General features: G+C 61.0%; 19 protein-coding genes and 1 pseudogene. 6 read left to right on the forward strand and 14 right to left on the reverse strand.

The genetic code is table 11. The features are described 5' to 3' along the window. Positions 1-164: 164 nt before the first annotated feature. The 4 genes and pseudogenes from fdhE to fdnG all read right to left on the reverse strand — a co-directional run bounded on the left by fdhE (position 165) and on the right by fdnG (position 5,670). Positions 165-1,076: a formate dehydrogenase accessory protein FdhE gene (gene fdhE, locus ACRESH_RS16165; protein WP_431742923.1), complete on the reverse strand. Its 912-nt coding sequence runs from the start codon at positions 1,074-1,076 to the stop codon at positions 165-167. Further along, positions 1,073-1,717: a formate dehydrogenase subunit gamma gene (locus ACRESH_RS16170; RefSeq protein WP_431742924.1), complete on the reverse strand. Its 645-nt coding sequence runs from the start codon at positions 1,715-1,717 to the stop codon at positions 1,073-1,075. Before ACRESH_RS16170 ends, fdhE begins: the two co-directional genes overlap by 4 nt. After that, positions 1,714-2,604 carry a formate dehydrogenase subunit beta gene (fdxH, locus tag ACRESH_RS16175; RefSeq protein WP_431742988.1) on the reverse strand — a complete coding sequence of 297 codons (891 nt, stop codon included), beginning with the start codon at positions 2,602-2,604 and terminating at the stop codon, positions 1,714-1,716. Before fdxH ends, ACRESH_RS16170 begins: the two co-directional genes overlap by 4 nt. Positions 2,605-2,620: 16 nt before the next feature. Further along, a pseudogene (gene fdnG, locus ACRESH_RS16180) lies at positions 2,621-5,670 on the reverse strand (formate dehydrogenase-N subunit alpha). A 450-nt stretch (positions 5,671-6,120) separates the two neighbouring features. On the opposite strand from fdnG, the gene ACRESH_RS16185 reads away from it, so the two are divergent. After that, complete coding sequence (locus ACRESH_RS16185) at positions 6,121-6,336, forward strand: TOBE domain-containing protein (protein WP_010227092.1); 216 nt, start codon at positions 6,121-6,123, stop codon at positions 6,334-6,336. Between the two features lie 116 nt (positions 6,337-6,452). Here ACRESH_RS16185 and ACRESH_RS16190 read toward each other — a convergent pair whose 3' ends face one another. Together ACRESH_RS16190 and ACRESH_RS16195 are read right to left on the reverse strand one after the other, a co-directional pair. Continuing rightward, positions 6,453-7,874, reverse strand: a complete 1,422-nt coding sequence (locus tag ACRESH_RS16190) for a purine-cytosine permease family protein (RefSeq protein ID WP_431742925.1) — start codon at positions 7,872-7,874, stop codon at positions 6,453-6,455. A 169-nt stretch (positions 7,875-8,043) separates the two neighbouring features. Further along, positions 8,044-8,931 carry a LysR family transcriptional regulator gene (locus ACRESH_RS16195; protein ID WP_431742926.1) on the reverse strand — a complete coding sequence of 296 codons (888 nt, stop codon included), beginning with the start codon at positions 8,929-8,931 and terminating at the stop codon, positions 8,044-8,046. Positions 8,932-9,171: 240 nt separating this feature from the next. On the opposite strand from ACRESH_RS16195, the gene moaB reads away from it, so the two are divergent. After that, positions 9,172-9,711 carry a molybdenum cofactor biosynthesis protein B gene (gene moaB / locus ACRESH_RS16200; protein WP_431742927.1) on the forward strand — a complete coding sequence of 180 codons (540 nt, stop codon included), beginning with the start codon at positions 9,172-9,174 and terminating at the stop codon, positions 9,709-9,711. A 12-nt stretch (positions 9,712-9,723) separates the two neighbouring features. Here the strand turns inward: moaB and ACRESH_RS16205 are convergent, their stop codons facing one another. Further along, positions 9,724-10,623, reverse strand: a complete 900-nt coding sequence (locus tag ACRESH_RS16205) for a bestrophin family protein (protein ID WP_431742928.1) — start codon at positions 10,621-10,623, stop codon at positions 9,724-9,726. A 26-nt stretch (positions 10,624-10,649) separates the two neighbouring features. Then, a complete protein-coding gene (gene moaA, locus ACRESH_RS16210; RefSeq protein WP_431742929.1) occupies positions 10,650-11,690 on the reverse strand; it encodes a GTP 3',8-cyclase MoaA in 1,041 nt (346 codons plus the stop codon). A gap of 357 nt (positions 11,691-12,047) precedes the next feature. Here moaA and ACRESH_RS16215 point away from each other — a divergent pair, with 357 nt between their 5' ends. The 4 genes from ACRESH_RS16215 to ACRESH_RS16230 all read left to right on the forward strand — a co-directional run bounded on the left by ACRESH_RS16215 (position 12,048) and on the right by ACRESH_RS16230 (position 15,592). After that, a complete protein-coding gene (locus ACRESH_RS16215; RefSeq protein ID WP_431742930.1) occupies positions 12,048-14,381 on the forward strand; it encodes an FdhF/YdeP family oxidoreductase in 2,334 nt (777 codons plus the stop codon). Between the two features lie 99 nt (positions 14,382-14,480). Further along, complete coding sequence (locus ACRESH_RS16220) at positions 14,481-14,801, forward strand: YbjQ family protein (protein ID WP_431742931.1); 321 nt, start codon at positions 14,481-14,483, stop codon at positions 14,799-14,801. A gap of 161 nt (positions 14,802-14,962) precedes the next feature. Beyond that, the gene (locus ACRESH_RS16225) at positions 14,963-15,151 is read left to right on the forward strand and encodes a hypothetical protein (RefSeq protein WP_431742932.1); all 189 of its coding nucleotides are present in this window, start codon (positions 14,963-14,965) and stop codon (positions 15,149-15,151) included. 138 nt (positions 15,152-15,289) lie between these two features. Beyond that, positions 15,290-15,592 (forward strand): hypothetical protein, encoded by a 303-nt coding sequence (locus ACRESH_RS16230; RefSeq protein ID WP_431742933.1) that lies wholly within the window; start codon positions 15,290-15,292, stop codon positions 15,590-15,592. On the opposite strand, the gene ACRESH_RS16235 is transcribed toward ACRESH_RS16230, so the two are convergent. From ACRESH_RS16235 to ACRESH_RS16260, 6 genes are all read right to left on the reverse strand, one after another. Next, positions 15,583-16,005, reverse strand: a complete 423-nt coding sequence (locus ACRESH_RS16235; protein ID WP_431742934.1) for a group II truncated hemoglobin — start codon at positions 16,003-16,005, stop codon at positions 15,583-15,585. The two genes, ACRESH_RS16230 and ACRESH_RS16235, sit on opposite strands and share 10 nt — an antisense overlap. Before the next feature lie 110 nt (positions 16,006-16,115). Next, the gene (locus ACRESH_RS16240; protein ID WP_431742935.1) at positions 16,116-16,448 is read right to left on the reverse strand and encodes a hypothetical protein; all 333 of its coding nucleotides are present in this window, start codon (positions 16,446-16,448) and stop codon (positions 16,116-16,118) included. Between the two features lie 493 nt (positions 16,449-16,941). Further along, positions 16,942-17,490, reverse strand: a complete 549-nt coding sequence (locus tag ACRESH_RS16245) for a cupin domain-containing protein (RefSeq protein ID WP_431742936.1) — start codon at positions 17,488-17,490, stop codon at positions 16,942-16,944. Positions 17,491-17,548: 58 nt separating this feature from the next. Continuing rightward, positions 17,549-18,775: an MFS transporter gene (locus ACRESH_RS16250; RefSeq protein WP_431742937.1), complete on the reverse strand. Its 1,227-nt coding sequence runs from the start codon at positions 18,773-18,775 to the stop codon at positions 17,549-17,551. 85 nt (positions 18,776-18,860) lie between these two features. After that, complete coding sequence (locus tag ACRESH_RS16255; protein WP_431742938.1) at positions 18,861-19,409, reverse strand: cytochrome b; 549 nt, start codon at positions 19,407-19,409, stop codon at positions 18,861-18,863. Further along, positions 19,406-20,452 (reverse strand): catalase family peroxidase, encoded by a 1,047-nt coding sequence (locus ACRESH_RS16260; RefSeq protein WP_431742939.1) that lies wholly within the window; start codon positions 20,450-20,452, stop codon positions 19,406-19,408. The genes ACRESH_RS16255 and ACRESH_RS16260 overlap by 4 nt, the downstream gene beginning before the upstream one ends. Between the last annotated feature and the right edge of the window lie 63 nt (positions 20,453-20,515).

The raw sequence follows: 20,515 nt of genomic DNA on the forward strand, positions 1-20,515 counted from the left end.
GGCCCTACCGGGCCAGCCGCCTTTTGCTTTTCAAAATGTCAGCGCCGCTGCAGACCTGAAGCCATGCACTTCATGTTTGCTGCGCGACAGCGCAGCCCGGAGGGCTGGGTGATCTCCCACAGAAATAACACCTGTGGGAACGGGCATGCCCCGCAATGCTTTTTTCAACCAGGAAACAGAAACGGGCTGACCCCACTGCGTCCAAACCCCTCGCGTTCCACCTCGGCATCCAGCGCCAGGGTGGCCAGGTCGTCGGCCAGCAGTTCCTGGTCGCGGTCCTTTTCCGGGTAAAAGACTTTCAGGTAGCTGTGACAATCGTTGCAGCTTTCGGTTTTGACCGCGGCATCCTGGCGTTCCAGCGACCAGTAGTCCAGCGCGCCGGTGGCTTCGCAGTTGCTGCACTTGACCCGGACCATGTGCCAGCGGCATTCGCACAGGCTGCACTGCAGGTAGCGCAAGCCCGCCTGCGCGCCGGTCATCACCACGCTGGCCAGCGGCGCGCTGGCGCACACCGGGCAGTGCTGGCGCTGTTCACCGAGAGAGGCGCTGGCCGATGCCGGCAGGACGCTGGCCAGCTGGGTGAAGTACAGCGAGAGCGCGGCCCACAGGAACAACGCCTGGCCGCTGCCGACTTGTTCATAGTCGCCGGCCAGCAAGGCGCTGGCCAGATGCTCCAATTGCGCTGGAACGTGTCCGCGAAGGCCGTCCAGCGTCGTGCGCACGGCTGGGTTGGCGTCGCAATACAGCTGCTCGATCAGGCCATGCAGCAGTTGCTGCCAGTACGGGTCACGCGGGTAGTCGGCACTCGCCAGCGGCGCCTGGCCGTTGTTCAGTCGATCAGCGAGCCCGGCGGCCAGTGCCTGGGGCAACGGCATACGCTCAAGCAGCAGTTGCTGGGCCTGGACCAGTTGTGCGCAAAAAGCCAGGTAATCGCCCATGGCATGGGTTTCGGCCAGTTGGCGCAGGCGCGCAGCACGTTTGCTGTAGCGGTCCTTGAGCGACGGCAGCAGCGCCGGCACGATCCCGTTGATCCCACCCGCAGGCGTTTGCACCGGGGTCATCTGAATGCTGCTCATGGTTTGCCCCCGGGTTTGTCCTGCTTGCTGATCTGCCGGTACCAGCGATCATGATGGGTCTTGGCCCAGGCGCGACTGACAACGCCTGTGAGCATGCCGCGAATCGAACCTTTTACCCAGAACGCCAGGTAGGCATGGCCGATGATCAGCAGGATCAGGGCGATGCCGGCGATGGCATGCAATAGCAGGCCGATGCGAATGGTGGGGATGGAGAACAGCGGGGCGAAGTACGGCCGCCAGATCACCACGCCGCTGAGCAGCAACAGGATGATCAGGGTCATGATGCCCCAGAACAGCAGTTTCTGCCCGGCGTTGTATTTGCCAATGTTCAGCGCCGGGTCATGCTTGCCGGCCAGCACCTGCTTGACGTTCTTGAACCACTGCAGGTCCTCGCGTTCCGGCAGGTTGTAGCGCACGAAACGCACGAACAGGAACATCAGCATCACGAACACCGCGACCCCGAAGAAGGGGTGAAGGATGCGCGCCAGCTGCGGGGTGCCGAACACCGCGTTGAGCCCGTTGAATGAGGGGAAGAACCACGACAGCCCCGACAGCGCCACGGCGAAAAAGCAGATCACCATGAACCAGTGGCAGGCGCGGTCAATGAAGCGGGTACGCAGGATCAGGTTGTCGGTGTTCATGCGTGCGTATCCTCTTCGCGTTTCTCATCCTGCTCGTCGACCTCGTTGGGGCCCACGCCGATGTAATGGAACAGGGTGCCGACCAGGGTGGCGAAAAACGCCGCGGCGGCCACCGGTTTCATCCAGCCTTTCCAGCCCTGGATGGCGCTGCTGATACGCGGGTCGGTGGGCAGCTTGTGGTACAGCTGCGGCTTGTCGGCATGTTGCAGCACATAGACCACATGGGTGCCGCCGACGCCTTGCGGATCGTAGATGCCGGCCCCGGCAAAGCCCCGGCCCTGAAGCTCAGTCACCCGTTCACCGGCCTGATGCAGCATGTCCTGCTTGCTGCCGAAGTTGATCGCGCCGGTGGGGCAGGTCTTGACGCAGGCTGGCTCTTGGCCGACGGACACCCGGTCCACGCACAGGGTGCACTTGTAGGCCTTGTTATCTTTCTGGCTGATGCGCGGCACATCGAAGGGACAACCGGCGATGCAGTAGCCACAGCCAATGCAATGTTCGGACTGGAAGTCGACGATGCCGTTGGCGTACTGGATGATCGCCCCCGGTTGCGGGCAGGCTTTCAGGCAGCCGGGGTCAGCGCAGTGCATGCAGCCGTCCTTGCGGATCAGCCATTCGAGCTTGCCGCTCTCGTCTTCGACTTCGTCGAAGCGCATCAGCGTCCAGGTTTCGGCAGACAGGTCTGCCGGGTTGTCGTACACGCCGACGTTGTGGCCGACCTCGTCACGCAGGTCGTTCCACTCATTGCAGGCTACCTGGCAGGCCTTGCAGCCGATGCAGATGCTGACGTCTATCAGCTTGGCCACTTCGGCCTGGTGATCGCGGGTATGCGGCGCCGGGGTCAGCACGCTGGTGGCCGAGCGGCGGACGATGTCTTGGGATTGCATGGACATGGTTGCGCCCTCAGACCTTTTCAATGTTCACGAGAAACGCCTTGTACTCCGGCGTCTGGGTGTTCGAGTCGCCGACGCCCGGGGTCAGGGTGTTGGCCAGAAAGCCTTGCGGGTCGCCCCTTCGTAACCCCAGTGGCACGGAATGCCGATGGTGTCGACATCCTGGCCATCGACGGCCAGGCGGCGGATGCGCTTGGTGACTACAGCCTTGGCCTTGATGTAGCCGCGCTGGGTGCTGACCTTGACCGTGTCGCCCTGAACGATGCCTTTGTCATTGGCCAGCTTTTCGCCGATCTCGATGAACTGCTCGGGCTGAACGATGGCGTTCAGGCGCGCGTGCTTGGTCCAGTGACGGAACAACTCGGTGATCGAGTAGGTGGTCGCCACATAGGGGAAGTCCTCGCGCTTGCCCATGCGTTTGCGGTCGCTTTCGTACACGCGCGCCGTAGGGCTGTAGGTCACCTTCGGGTGCAGCGGGTTGTGCGCCAGCGGGCTTTCGGTCGGTTCGTAGTGTTCGGGGAACGGGCCGTCGTTCAGGGCGCCAACCGAGAACAGCCGGCCCAGGCCTTCAGGCAGCATGATGAACGGATTGACCTTGCCACCTGGCGCGGCAGTGACGGCGAAGTCGGGCACGTCGACACCGCTCCAGCGTTGGCCGTCCCAGCCGATCAGCTTGCGTTTCGGGTCCCACGGATTGCCCTGTGGGTCGGCGGAGGCGCGGTTGTAGAGGATGCGCCGGTTCTGCGGCCAGGCCCAGGCCCAACCCGGGGTGCAGCCCAGGCCACTGTCGGCGTTGTCGCGACGGGCCATCTGGTTGCCTTGTTCGGTCCAGGAACCGGCGAAGATCCAGTTGAAGCACTGGGTGCTGCCGTCATCACGCAACTGCGAGAAATCGCTGAGCAACTGGCCCTTGCGCAGGATCAGCTTGCCTTGCTCGTCGTGCAGGTCGGCCAGGGCGCGGCCGTTGGATTCCTTGGCCACTTCCTCGGGCTTGGGGTCGTACGGGTCGACATAGTCCCAGGCCATGTTGAGGATCGGGGCCGGGTTGGCGCCACCTTCCTTTTCGTACAGCTCACGGATTTTCATGAACAGGTGACCGAGGATCTTGCCATCGTGCCAGGCCTCGCCGGGCGGTGCGGCACCGGCCCAGTGCCACTGCAGCCAGCGCCCGGAGTTGACGATCGAGCCGTCTTCTTCGGCAAAGCAGGAGGAGGGCAGGCGGAACACCTCGGTCTGGATCGCGGCAGTATCGACGTCGTGCTGTTCACCGTGATTCTGCCAGAAGCTTGAGGTCTCGGTAGCCAGCGGGTCAATGATCACCAGAAATTTGAGCTTGGCCAGTGCCGCCTGGGCCTTGTTCTTGTCCGGGAACGCCGCCACCGGGTTGAAGCCCTGGGCGATGTAGCCGTTGACCTTGCCTTCGAACATGCGGTTGCTGTAGTTGAGCACGTCGTAGCTGTCGTCCCACTTGGGCAGCCAGTCGAAGCCCCAGTCGTTGTCGGCAGTGGCTTTGTCACCCCAGAAACTCTTCATCAGGCTGATGAAGAACTTCGGCGTGTGCTTGTAGTAGTTGACCTGATCTTCCAGCAGTGCCGTCGGTGTGGTCTGCTTGAGGTAGGTGGCCAGCGTGGTCTGCGCGTCGGAGGGCAGATTCATGTAGCCCGGCAGGCGCAGCGACAGCAGGCCCAGGTCGGTGTAACCCTGGATATTGGAGTGACCGCGCAGAGCGTTGACGCCGCCACCGGCCATGCCGATGTTGCCCAGCAGCAACTGGATCATGCCCGCGCCGCGGATCATCTGGGCGCCGTTGGTGTGGTGGGTCCAGCCCAGGGCGTAGAGGAAGGTGGCGGTGCGGTCCGGCACGCAGGTGCTGGCGAGGATCGCGCAGATCTGCAGGAAATCATCCTTGGGCGTGCCGCAGATGTTAGTCACCACTTCAGGGGTGTAGCGGCTGACGTGGGTCTTGAGCAGGTTCCACACACAGCGCGGGTGGCTCAGGGTCAGGTCGCGCTTGGCGTAGCCTTTCTCGTCAAGCTCATAGGTCCAGGAACTGCGGTCGTAGCTGCGCTTGCTGTCGTCGTAGCCGCTGAACAGGCCGTCGTCGAAGCGGTAGTCCTCGCGCACGATCAGGCTGGTGTTGGTGTAGTGGCGCACGTACTCGTGCTGGACCTTGTCGTGGCTGATCAGGTAGTTGACCACGCCCATCAGGAAGGTCACGTCGGAGCCAGCACGGATCGGTGAGTAGATATCGGCCACCGCGGCGCTGCGGTTGAAGCGCGGGTCGACGACGATGACCTTGGCGCCATTGCGAATCTTTGCCTCGATCACCCACTTGAAACCCACCGGGTGCGCCTCGGCCGGGTTGCCGCCCATGATCAGCACTACGTTGGCGTTTTTGATGTCCACCCAGTTGTTGGTCATGGCGCCACGGCCGAAGGTCGGCGCCAGGGCCGATACGGTCGGGGCATGGCACACGCGGGCCTGGCTGTCGGTGCCGAGAATACCCAGGGCGCGGGTGAAGCGTTGGTCCAGCGAGCCGGTTTCACTGCTGGCAGCTGAGGAGCAGAGCATGCCGGTACTCAGCCAGCGGTTGACCGTGGTGCCCTTGGCGTTCTTTTCGATGAAGTTGGCGTCGCGGTCGTCCTTCATCAAGCGGGCGATGCGCTCGATGGCGTGGTCCCAACTGATGCGCTGCCACTTGTCCGAACCCGGTGCACGGTATTCGGGGAACAGCAGGCGCTGTTCACTGTGCACGTAGTCCACCAGGCCTGCACCTTTAGGGCACAACGAGCCGCGGCTGACCGGGTGATCCGGGTCGCCTTCGATGTGGAAGATGCGCGCCTTGGCGTTCTTCGCACCGTCACCGAGGCTGTACATGAGAATCCCGCAACCCACTGAGCAGTAGGTGCAGTTGTTGCGGGTTTCCTTGGCGCGCAACAGCTTGTACTGGCGCGGCTGGGTGGCCTGGGCCATACCGGGGGCAAAGCCCAGGGTCGCGCAGGTGGCGGTGGCGACCCCGGCGGTACAGAGCTTGAAGAACTGACGTCTGCCAAGTCCCATGGTTATCTCCTTATTCTATCGGCTGCACAAAGCAGCGGGCATAGGCATGCCCGGCAACAGGGCGTCGCAAGCGCAGTTGGCTGTGGTGAGATCACGATTGGTTGCAGGCCCTATCTAGCGCAGGGCTCGGATAACGCGGATAAACGGTAGTGTATTCCCGTATGGAATGTAGGACTAATCAAGGGTGTTGATGGCGCTATCGAGTGGGTCTATCGTCAACTGTTTGACCCCGGCGGAGCCTTGCCATCCGCGCCTTCGGCGTTGGCCGGTAGTTTCGTGCATTAGACGAAAGTAGCAGGCCGGCCAGTCAAAAGGCTGGGCAGTGATCTCATTGATATTATTATTGGGTCTAATAAAATGATTAATTATTCTTTTTTGTTTTTCCTGTAAGCGTGCACTCTGCACCTCAAGCACTGCGCCGCAGTGCACCCCGGAACGAGGAAGCAGAGCATGACCATCAAGGCGATCAACGTACGCAATCAGTTCAAGGGCACGGTCAAGGAGATCATCGAAGGGCCGGTGGTATCGGAAATCGATGTACAGACATCCGCGGGCATCGTCACGTCGGTGATCACCACCCGTTCGGTGCACGAGCTGGAGTTGCGGGTAGGCAGTGAAGTGATTGCCTTCGTGAAGTCCACCGAGGTGTCGATCGCCAAGTTATGAGGTGGCGCGCGTCAGCTCAAAGGCCCGCTGCCGTGGGCGCTGAGCGGGTACAGCTGCCCAGGGCGCCGATTGGTTGTTGCCCACCGTCAAGACGGTGGGCAACCGGAGGGTTCAGCTCAGGACCTGGCCGCTTCGGGCAGGATCATCTGGGCCGGTGCCTGGGCTGCCTTGCCACGGGCCACCAGGTAATACAATACGCTCGGTACTACCAGGCCGATGATCCACGACACATCGACACCGCCCAGGTGGGCAACCATGGGGCCGGTATAGAGCTTGGTGGAAATGAACGGCATCTGTACCAGCACGCCAATGGTGTAGACGATGATGCCCGGCATGTTCCAGCGCCCGTAGCGGCCATCAGGATCGGACAGTGCGGGTACGTCATAGCGCTCTTTGGTGATGAAGTAATAGTCCACCAAATTGACCGCGCTCCAAGGCACGAAGAAGGTCAGCAGGAACAGGATGAACGACTTGAACGCGGCGAGGAACGAGTGCTGGCCGAGCAGGGCGATCAGGGTTGAGGCGCCGACGATGCCGAGCACGAAGAACAGGCGCTGGCGGCGGCTGACGTCAATATGCCCGCGAAAGCCACTGATGATGGTGGCGATGCACATAAAGCTGCCGTAGGAGTTGAGGGTAGAGATGGTCACCTTGCCGAAAGCGATACTGAAGTACAGCAGCGCGGCGGTGGCGCCGGTACCACCCAGGCCGACAATATAGGCCACTTCACGGCCGGAGAACTGGCCGTTGGCGATGGCTGCGGCAAACACCCCGAGCACCATCGAGGCCTGGGAGCCGACCACCGAGCCCAGGCCTGCGGCGAGGAAAGTCTTGAACGACGAGGTGCTGCTTGGCAGGTAGCGCGAATAGTCCGCGACATAGGGCCCGAAAGAGATCTGCCAGGACGCCGACAACGACACCGCGAGCAGGAACGAGGTCCAGGTGAAGTGACGGTTTTGCAGCAGTTGGCTGATGTCGCTGATGACCAGGATGCGGCTGAACAGGTAGACGAACGCGATGATCCCCAACACGCTGGCAATCCGGCCGATCCAGTGAATCATGCGATAGCCGAACACCGTGGCCAGTACGATCACCCCGGCAAAGATCAGGATTCCGGCACTGTCGCTGACGCTGAGCAACTGGCCGATGGCCTGGCCCGATAGCACCGTGCCGGTGGCAGTGAAACCCAGGTACATCAGGCACACCAGAGCAATCGGGATGGCCGCGCCATAGACACCGAATTGCACCCGGCTGGAAATCATCTGCGGCAAGCCCAGCTTTGGCCCCTGAGCGGCATGCAGGGCCATGACCGCGCCGCCGACCAGTTGGCCGATCAGCAAGCCGATCAACGACCAGAACACATCGCCACCTAGCACCACGGCCAGGGCCCCGGTGACGATTGCGGTGATCTGCAGGTTGGCACCCAGCCACAGGGTGAACTGGCTGTCGAGGCGTCCGTGTCGTTCGTTTTCCGGGATGTAGTCGATCGAACGGCGCTCGATCAAGGGTTTGCTGCGCGAGGCGCTGGCCTGGGTCATTGCTGTGGATCTCCGCATATTATTGTTGTCGAGCGGTCGAGTCGCCGGCCGGACGCAGGGGCGGCGACGTTCACAGATATGATCATGTATATACAATTACGGTCAAGTGAATTTGCTGCGCTGCAGTTGGCAGTCAATGCGGGTAGAGCAGTTCTACCAATGAACGGTGTTATTGGGCGTCGAGCAGTGCTTTTACTTCGGCAAAGCACTTTTCAGCGAGGGCCGAGCGCGGTTCTGTGCGGCGCAGCAACAGGCCGATCGGGGCATGCACGCTGGCGCTGGCAATCGGCACGATACGGATGTGTTCGCTCAACTCATCCAGCCCGCTCTGCAGCGGCATGATTGCGCAGCAGATCCCGGCGCAGATCGCCTGGATCAACTGGTAAGTGGAGTCGCTTTCCAGCACCGGCTGTGGGTGCAGTCCTCGGCTTCTGAAGCTCAGGTCGACTGATTGGCGGTAGTGCATGCCCTTGGACAGCATTCCCAAGGGAATATCGCTGATCGCCTCCCAGGGCAGCTCGGCCTGGTCAAAGTGGTAGTGGCGCGTGTCGTACAGCAGCCCCATGCTGGTAGCGCCCAGCTCGATGACCTCGAAGTAGCTGGTGTTGATCTGGTCCAGGTAGCAGATGCCCAGGTCGAGCTGGTTGCGACTCAAACCATCGATGACCTGTTCCGAACTCAGCGACGAGAGCTGGAAGTGCAGCTCCGGATAGCGCTGGGCCAGGGGCGTGAGGAAACTCATGGGGTTGATGCTCGACAGCGGCACCATCCCCAGGCGCAGGTTGCCGACGATCTGCCCGCGGCAACTGGCTGCTTCGGCCTGCAGGCCATCATAGGCGGCCAGCAGGGTACGGGCCCAGGCCAGGATGCGCTCGCCCGCCTCGGTGAAACCTTCAAAACGTTGGCCACGCCTTACCAGGACCAGGTCCAGCTCGTCCTCCAGGTTGCGCAGGCGCATGGACAGCGTCGGCTGGGTGATGTGGCACAGCGCAGCGGCCTGGCCAAAGTGTCTGGTCTGATCCAGGGCGATTAGAAACTTGAGTTGTTTGATGTCCATGACTCGGCCTGGCAAGTGGTGTGGTGATGAGCATAGCGCGGCGATGCCACCCTACGGTCAGGGTAAAAAGACGTCCAATGAGAAATAGTGACTGTGTGATAGGTGCGGTCGATGAAACGGGTAGTTGTGGTGTTTTGCCAATAGAGGGAGTCGATGGGGTGTTGTGATATATCGATTGGACGGCTTGTATTTTAGTCACTAGTTTCCCCGAAGATTACTCTTCGACGCTGAGGCTATTGTATGAGTGTAAAAATGGATGCGGCTTTTATCCCCCTCAATATCGCCGTACTGACGGTCAGTGATACACGAACTTTCGAAACCGACACCTCCGGCGAGTTGTTGGCTACTCGCTCGGTGGAGATGGGGCATCGACTGGTGGCCCGTGAGTTGGTCAAGGGCGACGTCTACACGATCCGCGCACAGGTAGCGACCTGGATTGCCGACAACCAGGTGCAGGTTGTGCTGGTGACCGGTGGCACCGGCTTCACTGCCCGAGACAGCACCCCCGAGGCGGTGGCCTGTTTGCTCGATAAGCACATCGACGGTTTCGGCGAGTTGTTCCGCGCCTTGTCGATCCTGGATATCGGCACTTCCACGGTACAAACCCGCGCCTTGGCCGGGCTGGCCAACGGCACCCTGGTGTGTTGCCTGCCGGGCTCGACCGGTGCCTGTCGCACGGCCTGGGAAGGCATCCTGGCCGAGCAACTCGATGCCCGCCATCGTCCCTGCAACTTTGTCGCCCACCTCAAGCCCGGCAACCTGTGCGCGTCGCGCCAATGACCCCGGCCAACCTCAACTGAGCACAAAGTCCACCGGCTGCAAGGGCGCAGGCAGGTCGGTATGTCCGGTCGCGCAGAGTATTTCCCGTTCAATCGTTCGCACCATAGCATCGGTGGGCAGGTCGTTTTCATCGCGCCCGAACGGATCTTCCAGCTCATCACTGATGGCATCCAGGCCGAAGAAGGTGTAGCTGACAATGGCCGTGAAGATCGGCGCCAACCAACCCAGGGGCTGGGCCATGGCGAAGGGCAGCAGGACGCAGAAAATGTAGATGGTCCGGTGCAGCAGCAAGGTGTAGGGGAAGGGCAGTGGCGTGTTTTTGATCCGCTCGCAAATGGCTTGGGCTTCGGACAGCCCCCGCAGGCGCTGTTCCAGGCTCATGTAACGCCATTCGCTGATAGTGTTTTCTTCGGCCAGGCGCGAACAGATCTTGCCAGCCTCCTGCAGGATCCCGTCACTGATGTTGTGGGTGGGCAGGCTGGATATCCCAGGCAGCCATTTGCGCGCGGCTTGCTGTTCGTCGTCGCCACGCAGCCTGGCATTCAGCGTATGGGCGTAACCACACAACCCCAGCAGCAGGCTTTCGCGCAGTTTCGGATCAGCGATCACGCAACTCTCGCGAATGAACGAGCGTATTTCGATGATCACCTGGCCCCAGGCTTTGCGGCCTTCCCACCAGCGTTCGTAACAGGCGGTGTTGCGAAAACTCATGAAAATCGACAGCGAGATACCAAGCAAGGTGAAGGGCGTGGCATTGACCTTGGAAAAGAACGCCGGGTGCTGGTTCTCGATCAGGACAATCAGCGAGGCGAGCACGGTCACCATCACGCTGCGCCGGGCGATGCGCTTGGCGATGGAGCCCTTGAGGGTGATCAGCACGTTGAGCAGGTTGGGCTTGGGGTGAACGATCATGAGTGTTCCGTTGGTGGCAACAGCGGCTAGCCGCCGGTCATGTTCATGAAGCGCAGGATCTGCACGTCGCCGTTGATGTCGAAGTGATGGCGGTAGGGCTTGAGGGTTATGGCATCGCGTATGGCCTTGTCCAACCGGGCGCTGTCGCCGGGATGTGCGCGCAGGACCTGTTTCAGGTCGCTGGCGTGCTCGTTGCCCAGGCACAGCAACAAACGTCCTTCGACGGTGAGTCGCACACGGTTGCAGCTGCCGCAGAAGTTATGACTGTGGGGAGATATGAAGCCGATGCGGATCTGCGGCGCCTCGGCCAGGCGCCAGTAGCGTGAAGGGCCCTGGGTGGACTCGGCCGACTCGATCAAGGTGAACTGTTCAGCGATGCGCGCGCGTACCTCATCGCTTGAGCAGTAGGACTCGCTGCGCTGGTGTTCACTGATGACGCCCAGGGGCATCTCTTCGATGAAGGAAATATCCAGTTCGCGGTCAATGGCAAAGCGCACCAGGTCATTGATCTCGCCGTCGTTGCGGCCCTTGAGTACCACGCAATTGAGCTTGGTGCGGCGAAAGCCTGCGCCGCGCGCCGCGTCGATACCGGCGATGACCTGGCCAAGATCGCCGGTACGGGTAAGCGCCTTGAAGCGCTGCGGGTCGAGGCTGTCGAGGCTGATGTTCAGGCGCGACAGGCCGGCATCGAACAAGGGTTTGGCCAGGCGCCCGAGTTGTGAGCCATTGCTGGTCATGCACAGTTCGCGCAAGCCCGGCAACGCAGCGACGCGCGCGCATAGTTCGACAATGCCACTGCGCACTAGTGGCTCACCACCGGTCAGGCGGATCTTGCGGGTGCCCATGGCGACGAAACGCTCGGCCACGTGATACAGCTCTTCAAGAGTCAAAATGCGTTGGCGAGGTAGGAACTGCATGTCTTCGGCCATGCAATAGACACAGCGGAAGTCGCAGCGATCGGTAACCGACATCCTGAGGTAATCAATCTTTCGATTGAAACCATCGACCAATGTATTGTCGTTTGCATTCACGATTGCGATTACCTCTTTTAATCTGATATCGGTCATTGCGGTGAACACATTGCGTGCAAATTAATTAAATAAACGTGGCGCCTTTTATCGAGCATAGGGAGGCACAGGAGGGTCGTCAAATTGCTTTTAGTGACCAATTGATAAGTGTCGTCTATCGGTGCTGCAGGCCGCGTATTTTGTGGTATTCAGTGGTGATAGAGGGTTTTGATCAGGCTGTAATTACTTTCGATTGGACGCGCCGGGATAGGCTCAATAGGCTGAAAGTGTAAATAAAGCAGGAAGGCAGTTAGTGTCCGGCTGATTGTTATTTGTATGGCACTGCTTAATTGAGCCGTAGAGCTGCCCAGGCCTTGAGATTAATTAATCTCTGCGTGCACATCGAGGAATACCCTGATGAGTCAAGACGAACACATCAAAACCTACAATGCTCCGGCAGCCGGTTGGGGAGCGCTGAAAAGCGTTACCAAGAGCTGGCTGGGCAGTGAGAATGCCTTCAAGAACCTGCGGGCGATGCTCAAGACCAACCAGAACGGCGGGTTCGATTGTCCGGGTTGTGCCTGGGGTGAGTCGCCTGAAGACGGTATGGTCAAGTTCTGTGAGAACGGTGCCAAAGCGGTCAATTGGGAGTCGACCGGTCGCTCTGTCGACCCGACGTTCTTCGCCCGCTATAGCGTCAGCGCACTCGCCGATCAGAGCGACTACTGGCTCGAATACCAGGGACGCCTGACGCACCCGATGCGTTACGATGCGGCCACCGACCACTACGTCGAAACCTCGTGGGACGAGGCGTTTGCCCTGGTCGCGCAGCACCTCAACGGCCTGGACTCCCCTGATCAGGCCGAGTTCTACACGTCCGGTCGCGCCAGCAATGAGGCGGCTTTTCTCTACCAGCTGTTCGTGCGGACCTTCGGCACCAATAACTTTCCCGACTGCTCGAACATGTGCCATGAAGCCAGCGGCGTAGGGATGGGCGAAACCCTCGGGGTGGGCAAGGGCACCGTGGTCTTTCACGACCTGGAGGAAGCTGATGCGATCTTCGTCATCGGCCAGAACCCGGGCACCAACCACCCGCGTATGCTCGAACCGCTGCGTGAAGCGGTGAAACGCGGCGCCCAGGTGGTCTGTTTCAACCCGCTCAAGGAGCGCGGCCTGGAACGTTTCCAGCATCCGCAGCATCCTTTTGAAATGATCAGCAACGGCTCCGAACCGACCAACACCGCTTACTTCCGGCCCGCCTTGGGCGGCGACATGGCCGTGATGCGCGGCATCGCCAAGTTCTTGCTCAAGTGGGAGCGCGAAGCCCAGGCCAATGGCGAACCGGCCGTCTTCGACCATGCCTTTATTGCCGAGCACACGTCGGGGTTGGACGCGTACCTGGCGCAAGTCGATGCCACTACCTGGGTGCATATTGTCGAGCAGTCCGGCCTGAGCCTGGCCGAGCTGGAACTGGCTGCGCGCATGTACCGGCGCGCCGAGCGGGTGGTCATGTGTTGGGCGATGGGCGTTACCCAGCACCGTCATTCGGTGCCGACGGTGCAAGAAATCATCAACCTGCAATTGCTGCGTGGCAACGTCGGCAAGCTGGGTGCCGGGCTGTCGCCAGTGCGTGGTCACAGTAACGTGCAAGGTGACCGGACCATGGGCATCGACGAGCAGCCGCCGGTGTCACTGCTGGACGCACTGGAGCGGCGTTTCCAGTTTCAGGTACCGCGTCGGCATGGCCACAACGCCGTGTTGGCAATCCAGGCGATGGAGGAAAAACGCGCCAAGGTGTTTATTGCCCTGGGTGGCAACTTCGCCCAGGCTACGCCTGACAGTCCGCGTACTCACGACGCGTTGCGCAACTGCGACCTTACCGTGCACATCGCCACCAAGCTCAACCGATCGCACCTGGTAACCGGCCGTGATGCGTTGATCCTGCCGTGCCTGGGCCGTACCGAAATCGATGTGCAGGCTGAAGGCCCTCAGGGCGTTACCGTGGAAGACACCTTCAGCATGGTGCATATCTCCTACGGCCAGCTCAAGCCGCGCTCGCCGCTGCTGCGCTCGGAGCCCGCGATCATCGCCGGAATCGCCAAGGCTACCTTGGGCGACCGGCCGATCGACTGGGAATGGACCGTGGCCGATTACAGCCGCATCCGTGACCTGATCGCCGACACTATTCCAGGCTTCGAGGACTTCAATGACCGCTTGCAGCATCCCGGTGGATTCCACCTGAGCAACCCCGCCGCTGCACGACAGTGGAACACCGCGTCTGGCAAGGCCCAGTTCACCCCAAGCCTGTTGCCGGAACAGTTGGTCAATGAGGCGGTGCTGGCGCGTGGCGACAAGCCTGATCTGGTCTTGCAGACCCTGCGCTCCCATGACCAGTACAACACCACCTTGTATGGCCTGGATGACCGCTATCGTGGGGTGTTCGGCCTGCGCGAAGTGATCTTTGCCAATGAGCAGGATATTCGCCGCCTCGGCTTCGAACCCGGTGAAAAGGTGGACCTGATGTCGCTCTGGGAGGATGACCGCGAGCGTCGTGTGAGCGGCTTTACCCTGGTGGCCTACGACATCCCCACTGGGCAGGCAGCGGCTTACTACCCGGAGACCAATCCACTGGTGCCACTGGAAAGCTACGGTGATCGGACCTTCACACCGACCTCGAAATTCATTGCCATCAAACTCGAGAAGTCGCGGGGCGACAACCGAATTCCATCGGCAAGCGTTTCGATTGACTGATGACTATCACGGTCAGTAGCGCCACTGTTACCATCGCCTCCTTTTGTCGTTGTTCACACGGGCAAAGGCGTACAACTTGCGAGACCGAAGGAGAGCAGCATGATCATCACCACCACAGGCACTGTCGAAGGTCGGCAGATCGCCGCCTACCTGGACGTGGTCAGCGCCGAGTCGGTCCAAGGCATCAACGTGGTACGCGACGTATTCGCCAGCTTTCGCGACTTTTTCGGTGGACGCTCGCAAACCCTGGAAAGCGCGCTCAAAGAAGCCCGTATCCAGGCCACTGATGAAATCAAGGCCCGTGCCCGCAGCCTGCAAGCCGATGCCGTGGTGGGTCTGGATTACGAGATCAGCATGCCATCGGCCCGTGGCGGGATGGTCGTGGTGTTCGTCACCGGCACCGCGGTCAAGCTCAGGTAACGACCTGGGTGCGACAAAATAGCCCGGCCATTGGTCGGGCTTTTTGTTTTTTGCCTGCCTGGTCCGTAAATGACCGGCTAGTCTCAGAGTCACTTGGGTCGATACTTTCTGGGCAATCATCTGCTTGCCGGTATCGGTCTGCTGTCAGAGGGAGACTGGGTATGAGTGAATCCTATTTCGAGGACAACGGCGACGAATTTCCCATCAACAGCCAGGTGCGTTGCGGTCAGACGGCCTTCCGCCTGGGCTTTGCCCACATGACCCAGGACGACGCCGACCAGGCCAGACCGAGCCACCTGCAGCGCGCCAAGAAGGGCCGTTTCATGCCCAGGGTCCCTGTGAAAAAGTGAACCGGCTCACATCACCCCGCCCATTGTTGCGGGGTTTTTTCTGCATTGTTTGACCTTGCTCAACGGTTGAGGCACGGGCGCTCGCCTGACGCGCGCGGGTATGTCTTACTTGTCCGGCTATCAATACAGGGGTAACGGATGCGGATCAGGGAAGAAACTTACTGGGAGTGGGCGGACGCGCAGCTGCACAGTCGCAGCCATGACGAACAGCTCAGTGATGGCACCAGCATCGATGTACAGGTCAGGTTGTCGCGCACTGGCGCCACGCAATTGTTCCTCGGCGTCTATGCAAGCCATGGCAAAGCGATGGTGGAGGAGTACTACGACAACCGCCCGGGCGAAACCATGACCCGGGCCATGGTCTGGGGAGTGGATCGGGCCAGGGCGCTACTCACCAGGGACTTTCCCTTGGAGCAGGCGCCAATGCGGCGTCAGGCCTGAGGGTGACGGTTGCGGCTGGCCTGGACAATGCGCTGGGCTGGCACGCGCAACTGGCGCAACAGGTACTCGGCAAATTCCGTTGAGTAACCTTGCAAGGCGATGGCCTGCTCCATGCAACTCAACCAGATTTCACTGTGGGATTCATCGATCGGCCAGCGGGCATGGAAGGCTGGAATGGCGATCGACCCATAGCGCTCGCTGAACAGCGCCGGGCCGCCGAGCCAACCGCTGAGAAAGCAGGCCAGTTTGTCTCGCGAGCTGTCGAGGTTGTCCGGGTGCATCTGGCGTACCGGATGGGCGTCCGGAGTCTGCTCCATCAACCGGTAGAAATCATCGACCAGCCGATGCAGGCCATCGATGCCGCCTGCGGCTTGGTAAGAGGCATCACCGGTGCCGAATGCGGGATTGTTCATGGCTAGGCTCTTGGGTAAAAGAGGGCATTGTAGCCGGGTAGGGCAGTAATGAAAAAACCCGATCCTTGCGGATCGGGCTTCAGTGTATTGCCTGTTGCGTTGCGCAGGCCTCAGCAGAGGCGGTCGATCACCGCTACGCCTGGTTTGCCCTGCAGCTCGGCCCACTCGTGTTGCAGGGTCTGCAGAACACGTCCGACGTACTGGGTGTCGGCGGCGGCTTTCTTGCCGACATAGCCCTGGCCACGGCGGTACATCTTCAACCGGGCGCGCATGCTCGGAGTGGATTGCTCGAACTGCGCTTCATCGGTACGTGCCCCCAGGCCTTCCAGGTGGACTTCACCCGATTCGCAAACCCAGAGAATGTGGCTGTCGAGCGTGTCTTTGCGCGCGGCGAACAGCCGGGCCAATTCGTCAACAGTTGGTTGATTGTTCAGATTCATCATAAAGCCCCCTTGACCATTCGTAGTTGAGTTCAAACTCGGCGCACGTCATGTAGCGTTGAAAGAAAGCTGCTACAGCAACGTCACAACTGGGGGCTTTTACACGCTGCCTTTTGGGCAGTACCCATCCGCATACAGCTCATGGATCCTTCGAGCTGCCTGGAACACCCTTGCCAGTGTCCCCGATCGGGGAGACGGCCTCATCATGCAAGGGCCGACGAATGGCGTCAATAGGTTTTGTAGTGATTTTTTTATGGCACTACATTTTGTTCGACAATACTCGATTTCCGGGTGTTGATGCGTATCAGTTCGTACTCATGGCAAGTGTCCGAGCATGTTCAATCGCGCTGAGGTTGGTGAGATTATCCATTGGCGATGGTGAGGCTGAGTCACCTTTGCGCCCTTTCGGCGGGTCACTTTGGAGCCCCAAAGTGACCAAAGGGCTTGCCCCGCCAGGGGCCCTACGCTGCGCTCTTGTTTGCGCAGCGATCAGCAATCAGAAGTTTGCCGGGGTGTTGGCGCTGATGATTTCCGCTTCGTCCTGGCCGATGTTCTTGAAGCTGTGGGGCAGGGTGGTCGGGAAGTAGTAGCCGTCACCCGAATTGAGGATGCTGACATGGCCATCCACCCGCAGTTCGATGGTGCCACGGGTCACCAGGCCGCATTCTTCGCCCTCGGAATGGACGATCGGCTCGTCGCCCGAGTCGGCACCCGGCGCATACAGTTCGCGCAGCATGCGCATCTGCCGACCTTCGACGCTGGCACCCACCAACAGCATGCGCAGGCCGCTGTTGCCCAAGTCGGGCTGTTCGGTGGAGCGGAACACGAAACGCTCCTCGCGTGGCGGCTCGTCAAAGCTGAAGAACTCCGCCAGGGACATGGGAATGCCTTCGAGCAGTTTTTTCAGGGAACTGACCGAAGGGCTGACGCGATTCTGCTCGATCTGGGAGATCGTCGAGTTTGTCAGCCCGCTACGACGGGCCAGCTCCCGCTGGGAGAGTTTGTTGCGTTCACGCACCAGTTTGAGTCGTGTCCCCGTGTCCATAGCCGCCTTATATACCGAAAAATTTTTGGCGGAGCATTAAAGCACATTCCTTGATGCTTTAGCGGCCTGCCTGTACGGACGGCTGACGTGGATGTGGCCACAGTCCGACCAGCAGCAGGACAGCCACAATCAGGTACGGCAGGCGCGGATCGGCGGCGTAGATCAAGGTCCCTGCCAATGGACCGATTACCACACCCAGGCCTTGTGCCGCGCCCATGGACCCGGCTGTAGCGCCTTGCTCGGAGGCGTCCATGGCGTTGGCAGCCAATGCTGAAAAGGCCGGAAATACCCAACCCATGCCGCAGGCCGAGACAAAAAAGCTGGCCCACAGCATCTCGGCGCTGGGGGCAAAGGCGGCAGCAGCAAAGCCCAAGGCTGACAAGCTGGCGCCGACACGGATCATGTGCACTGGCGGCCACTGCAACTTGCGCACTACCAACTGCGCCAGGATCAGAGCCACACCAACCATGGTCAGGGCAATGCCCGCAGTCTGTGCCGCGTCGGCCGGATTCATTCTCAAGCGATCCAGGGCGAAGAAGCCTACGGTAATCTGCGCCACCGAAACGCTGAGCATAGCCACGAAAGCCACCAGCAGCGGCCGACGCAAGCGCGGATCGGTCAGGTGTACCGGACGTGGCGGTTGCTTGAGGTGCAACTCCTGGCGTTTGAGTTTGCGCAACAGCACCACGAAAGCCAGTATCGGCAGGAATGCCATTACATAGAAGGGCAGGCTCAAGCTGTGGCGTGCCAGCAGCGCGGCCAGGGCCGGGCCAAGCACTAAGCCGACAGCGTTGGCCGCACCAAGCGAGGCAAGCGTCCGGGCGCGGTGTTGCGGCGCGACATTGTCGGCAATCAGCGTAGCGCCACCCACGGGCAGGGCTGCGTAAAAGGCGCCGATCAAACCGCGCCCGATCATCAGCCCGATGAACGCCAGGGTGGCACTGGGCAGCAGATGCAAGGCGGTATCGATGAACAGACATAAGGCCCAATAGGCCACGGTAAAGCCGGCGGTGCCGAGCAACAGCACGCGACGCCGTCCCAGGCGATCACTGAGCTGGCCCCAAGGCCGGGCCAGCAACATCCAGATCACCCCGGCAACAGTCACCGCTGCCCCGGCCTGCCAAGTGGCCAGGCCGAGGGTGCGGGCAATCGGGCCGATCAAGGAAACGAATGCCATCATCGCCATGGTGCACACCATGTTTGCGATCAACAGCGGCCGCAAGTCGAAGCTGCTCCCGGTGGCGGCGAGGGGAGCTGATTGGGCAGGATCCTGTGCGCTGTTCATGGCTATCCAAGGCTTAGAGGCAAGCGTTGCATTGTGCCGCAAAAGGCTTATCGACAGAATCCTTCGATAATAAGAATCGTTAATGCTATTCATCGAGCTGATGGTTGCGCAGTGGTCCGGGCCACATGCTGCGCAACACGCCATCGCGTCGCACCAGATAATGCACCAGCGCCGCGCCCAGATGCGCCAGCACCGTCGCGAACAGCACGTAGGCCAACCAGCCATGGGCCTGGCGCAGTACGGCATACAGCTGCAGGTCGTGGGGCAGCAGGACCGGCAGGTGCAAGGGCAGCGGGTAGCCGCCGACCGATAGCATGCCCCAGCCAATCAACGGCATAGCCAGCATCAGCGCATACAGCAGCAGGTGTGAAGCCCTCGCGGCCAGGCGTTGCGGCGTCGGGAGATCGGCGGGTAACGGCGGGTGGGGCAGGGTCAGGCGCAAGACGATGCGCACCAGCACCAACAGCAGCAAGGCCAAACCAATGACCTTGTGCATGCTTAGCAGCCAAGTGTGGCGCGGCGACAGGTCGGTGATCATGCTCACGCCGATGAACAGCATGGCCAGGATCAGCACCGCCATCAGCCAGTGCAGCAAGCGCGCCAGAGGATGGAAGGCAACAGGCACAGGTCTCATGGTCGTGCTCCCCGTTGGGCCGCTTCGTGGCTGCGGCGGTTGAAGGACTCGGCGTACGCAGCCGAACGGGCGGCCAGAATCGGGTCGGCGGAAGGCCCGATGCCCGTGGGCAGGATCAGCGGGTCGAAGTTGAGGTCGCGGCAGGCGCCTTGCTCGGGGCCGTCGACATGCTCGATCACCAGGGTGCCGGCATCGACGTTGCGACGCTCTGCTGGCCAGGGCTGGGTCGGATCATCGACTGGATCACCGGCGTCAGCCAGGGTCAGGCGCAGGGTCCAGCGCAAGGGACCTTGGCGCAGGCGCTGTTGCAGGTCGTGTTGCAGATAGTCACGGTCATCGATCTGGCTCTGCAAGGCGGCGAACGGCGCCTGTGGTAACAGGCTCCAGCGCACGTAGCGGGTGTTGCCGGTGCTATCGATCAGGGCAAAGGCATTGATACTGTTGAAGCTGGAGTTGGCAAAACTGTTCGGGGCCTTGTAGTCCTTGGCCCACTGGCGAAAGGCGGCGCTTTCCGGGTGAGCGGCGAAGAAGGCCTGGACCCGCGCCGGGTCCGGCTTGCCGGTGGCCGGGTCCGGGGTCATGGCCAGCACCTGCTGGTAGAAGGCTTCAGGGGTGCGCACCGCCAGCACCGGCGGGGTATTCATGCCGGTGCGCCAGACCTGGCCATCGTCACTGGTCAACTGTAGCGCCAGGCTGCGGGTCGGCACGCTGGTATCGGCGCTGTAGGGATTGCTGCCGCCAATGGCGAAGCGACCGATCACCGGCACCCGTTGCTGGCTGAACACCCGTGCCCGGGACAGCGGTGCGGCCTGGGCGCTACTGAGAAAATAGCCACTGACGCACAGGCCCTTGGCGTGATTCTTACGGTAGCCGGGGTAGTGTCCGGCTTGGGTTTCGAAGGTGTCGATAATGCGCTTCGGCGTCAGGCGTTCGCTGCCGATCCAGCCGGCGGCATAAGCAAAACATATAGCCAGGGCGCTCAGGCCCAGGCCGATTGCAGCCAGGCGCAAGGTGCGGGGACGATCGTGTAACGGCGTGCTCATGGCGGCGATCCGGGTCAGTGAATGAGCCGGTACGACGCCTGGGGCAGAAATTTATTCCTGGTC

The organism is Pseudomonas sp. (assembly GCF_050739775.1).
Taxonomy (GTDB): domain Bacteria; phylum Pseudomonadota; class Gammaproteobacteria; order Pseudomonadales; family Pseudomonadaceae; genus Aquipseudomonas.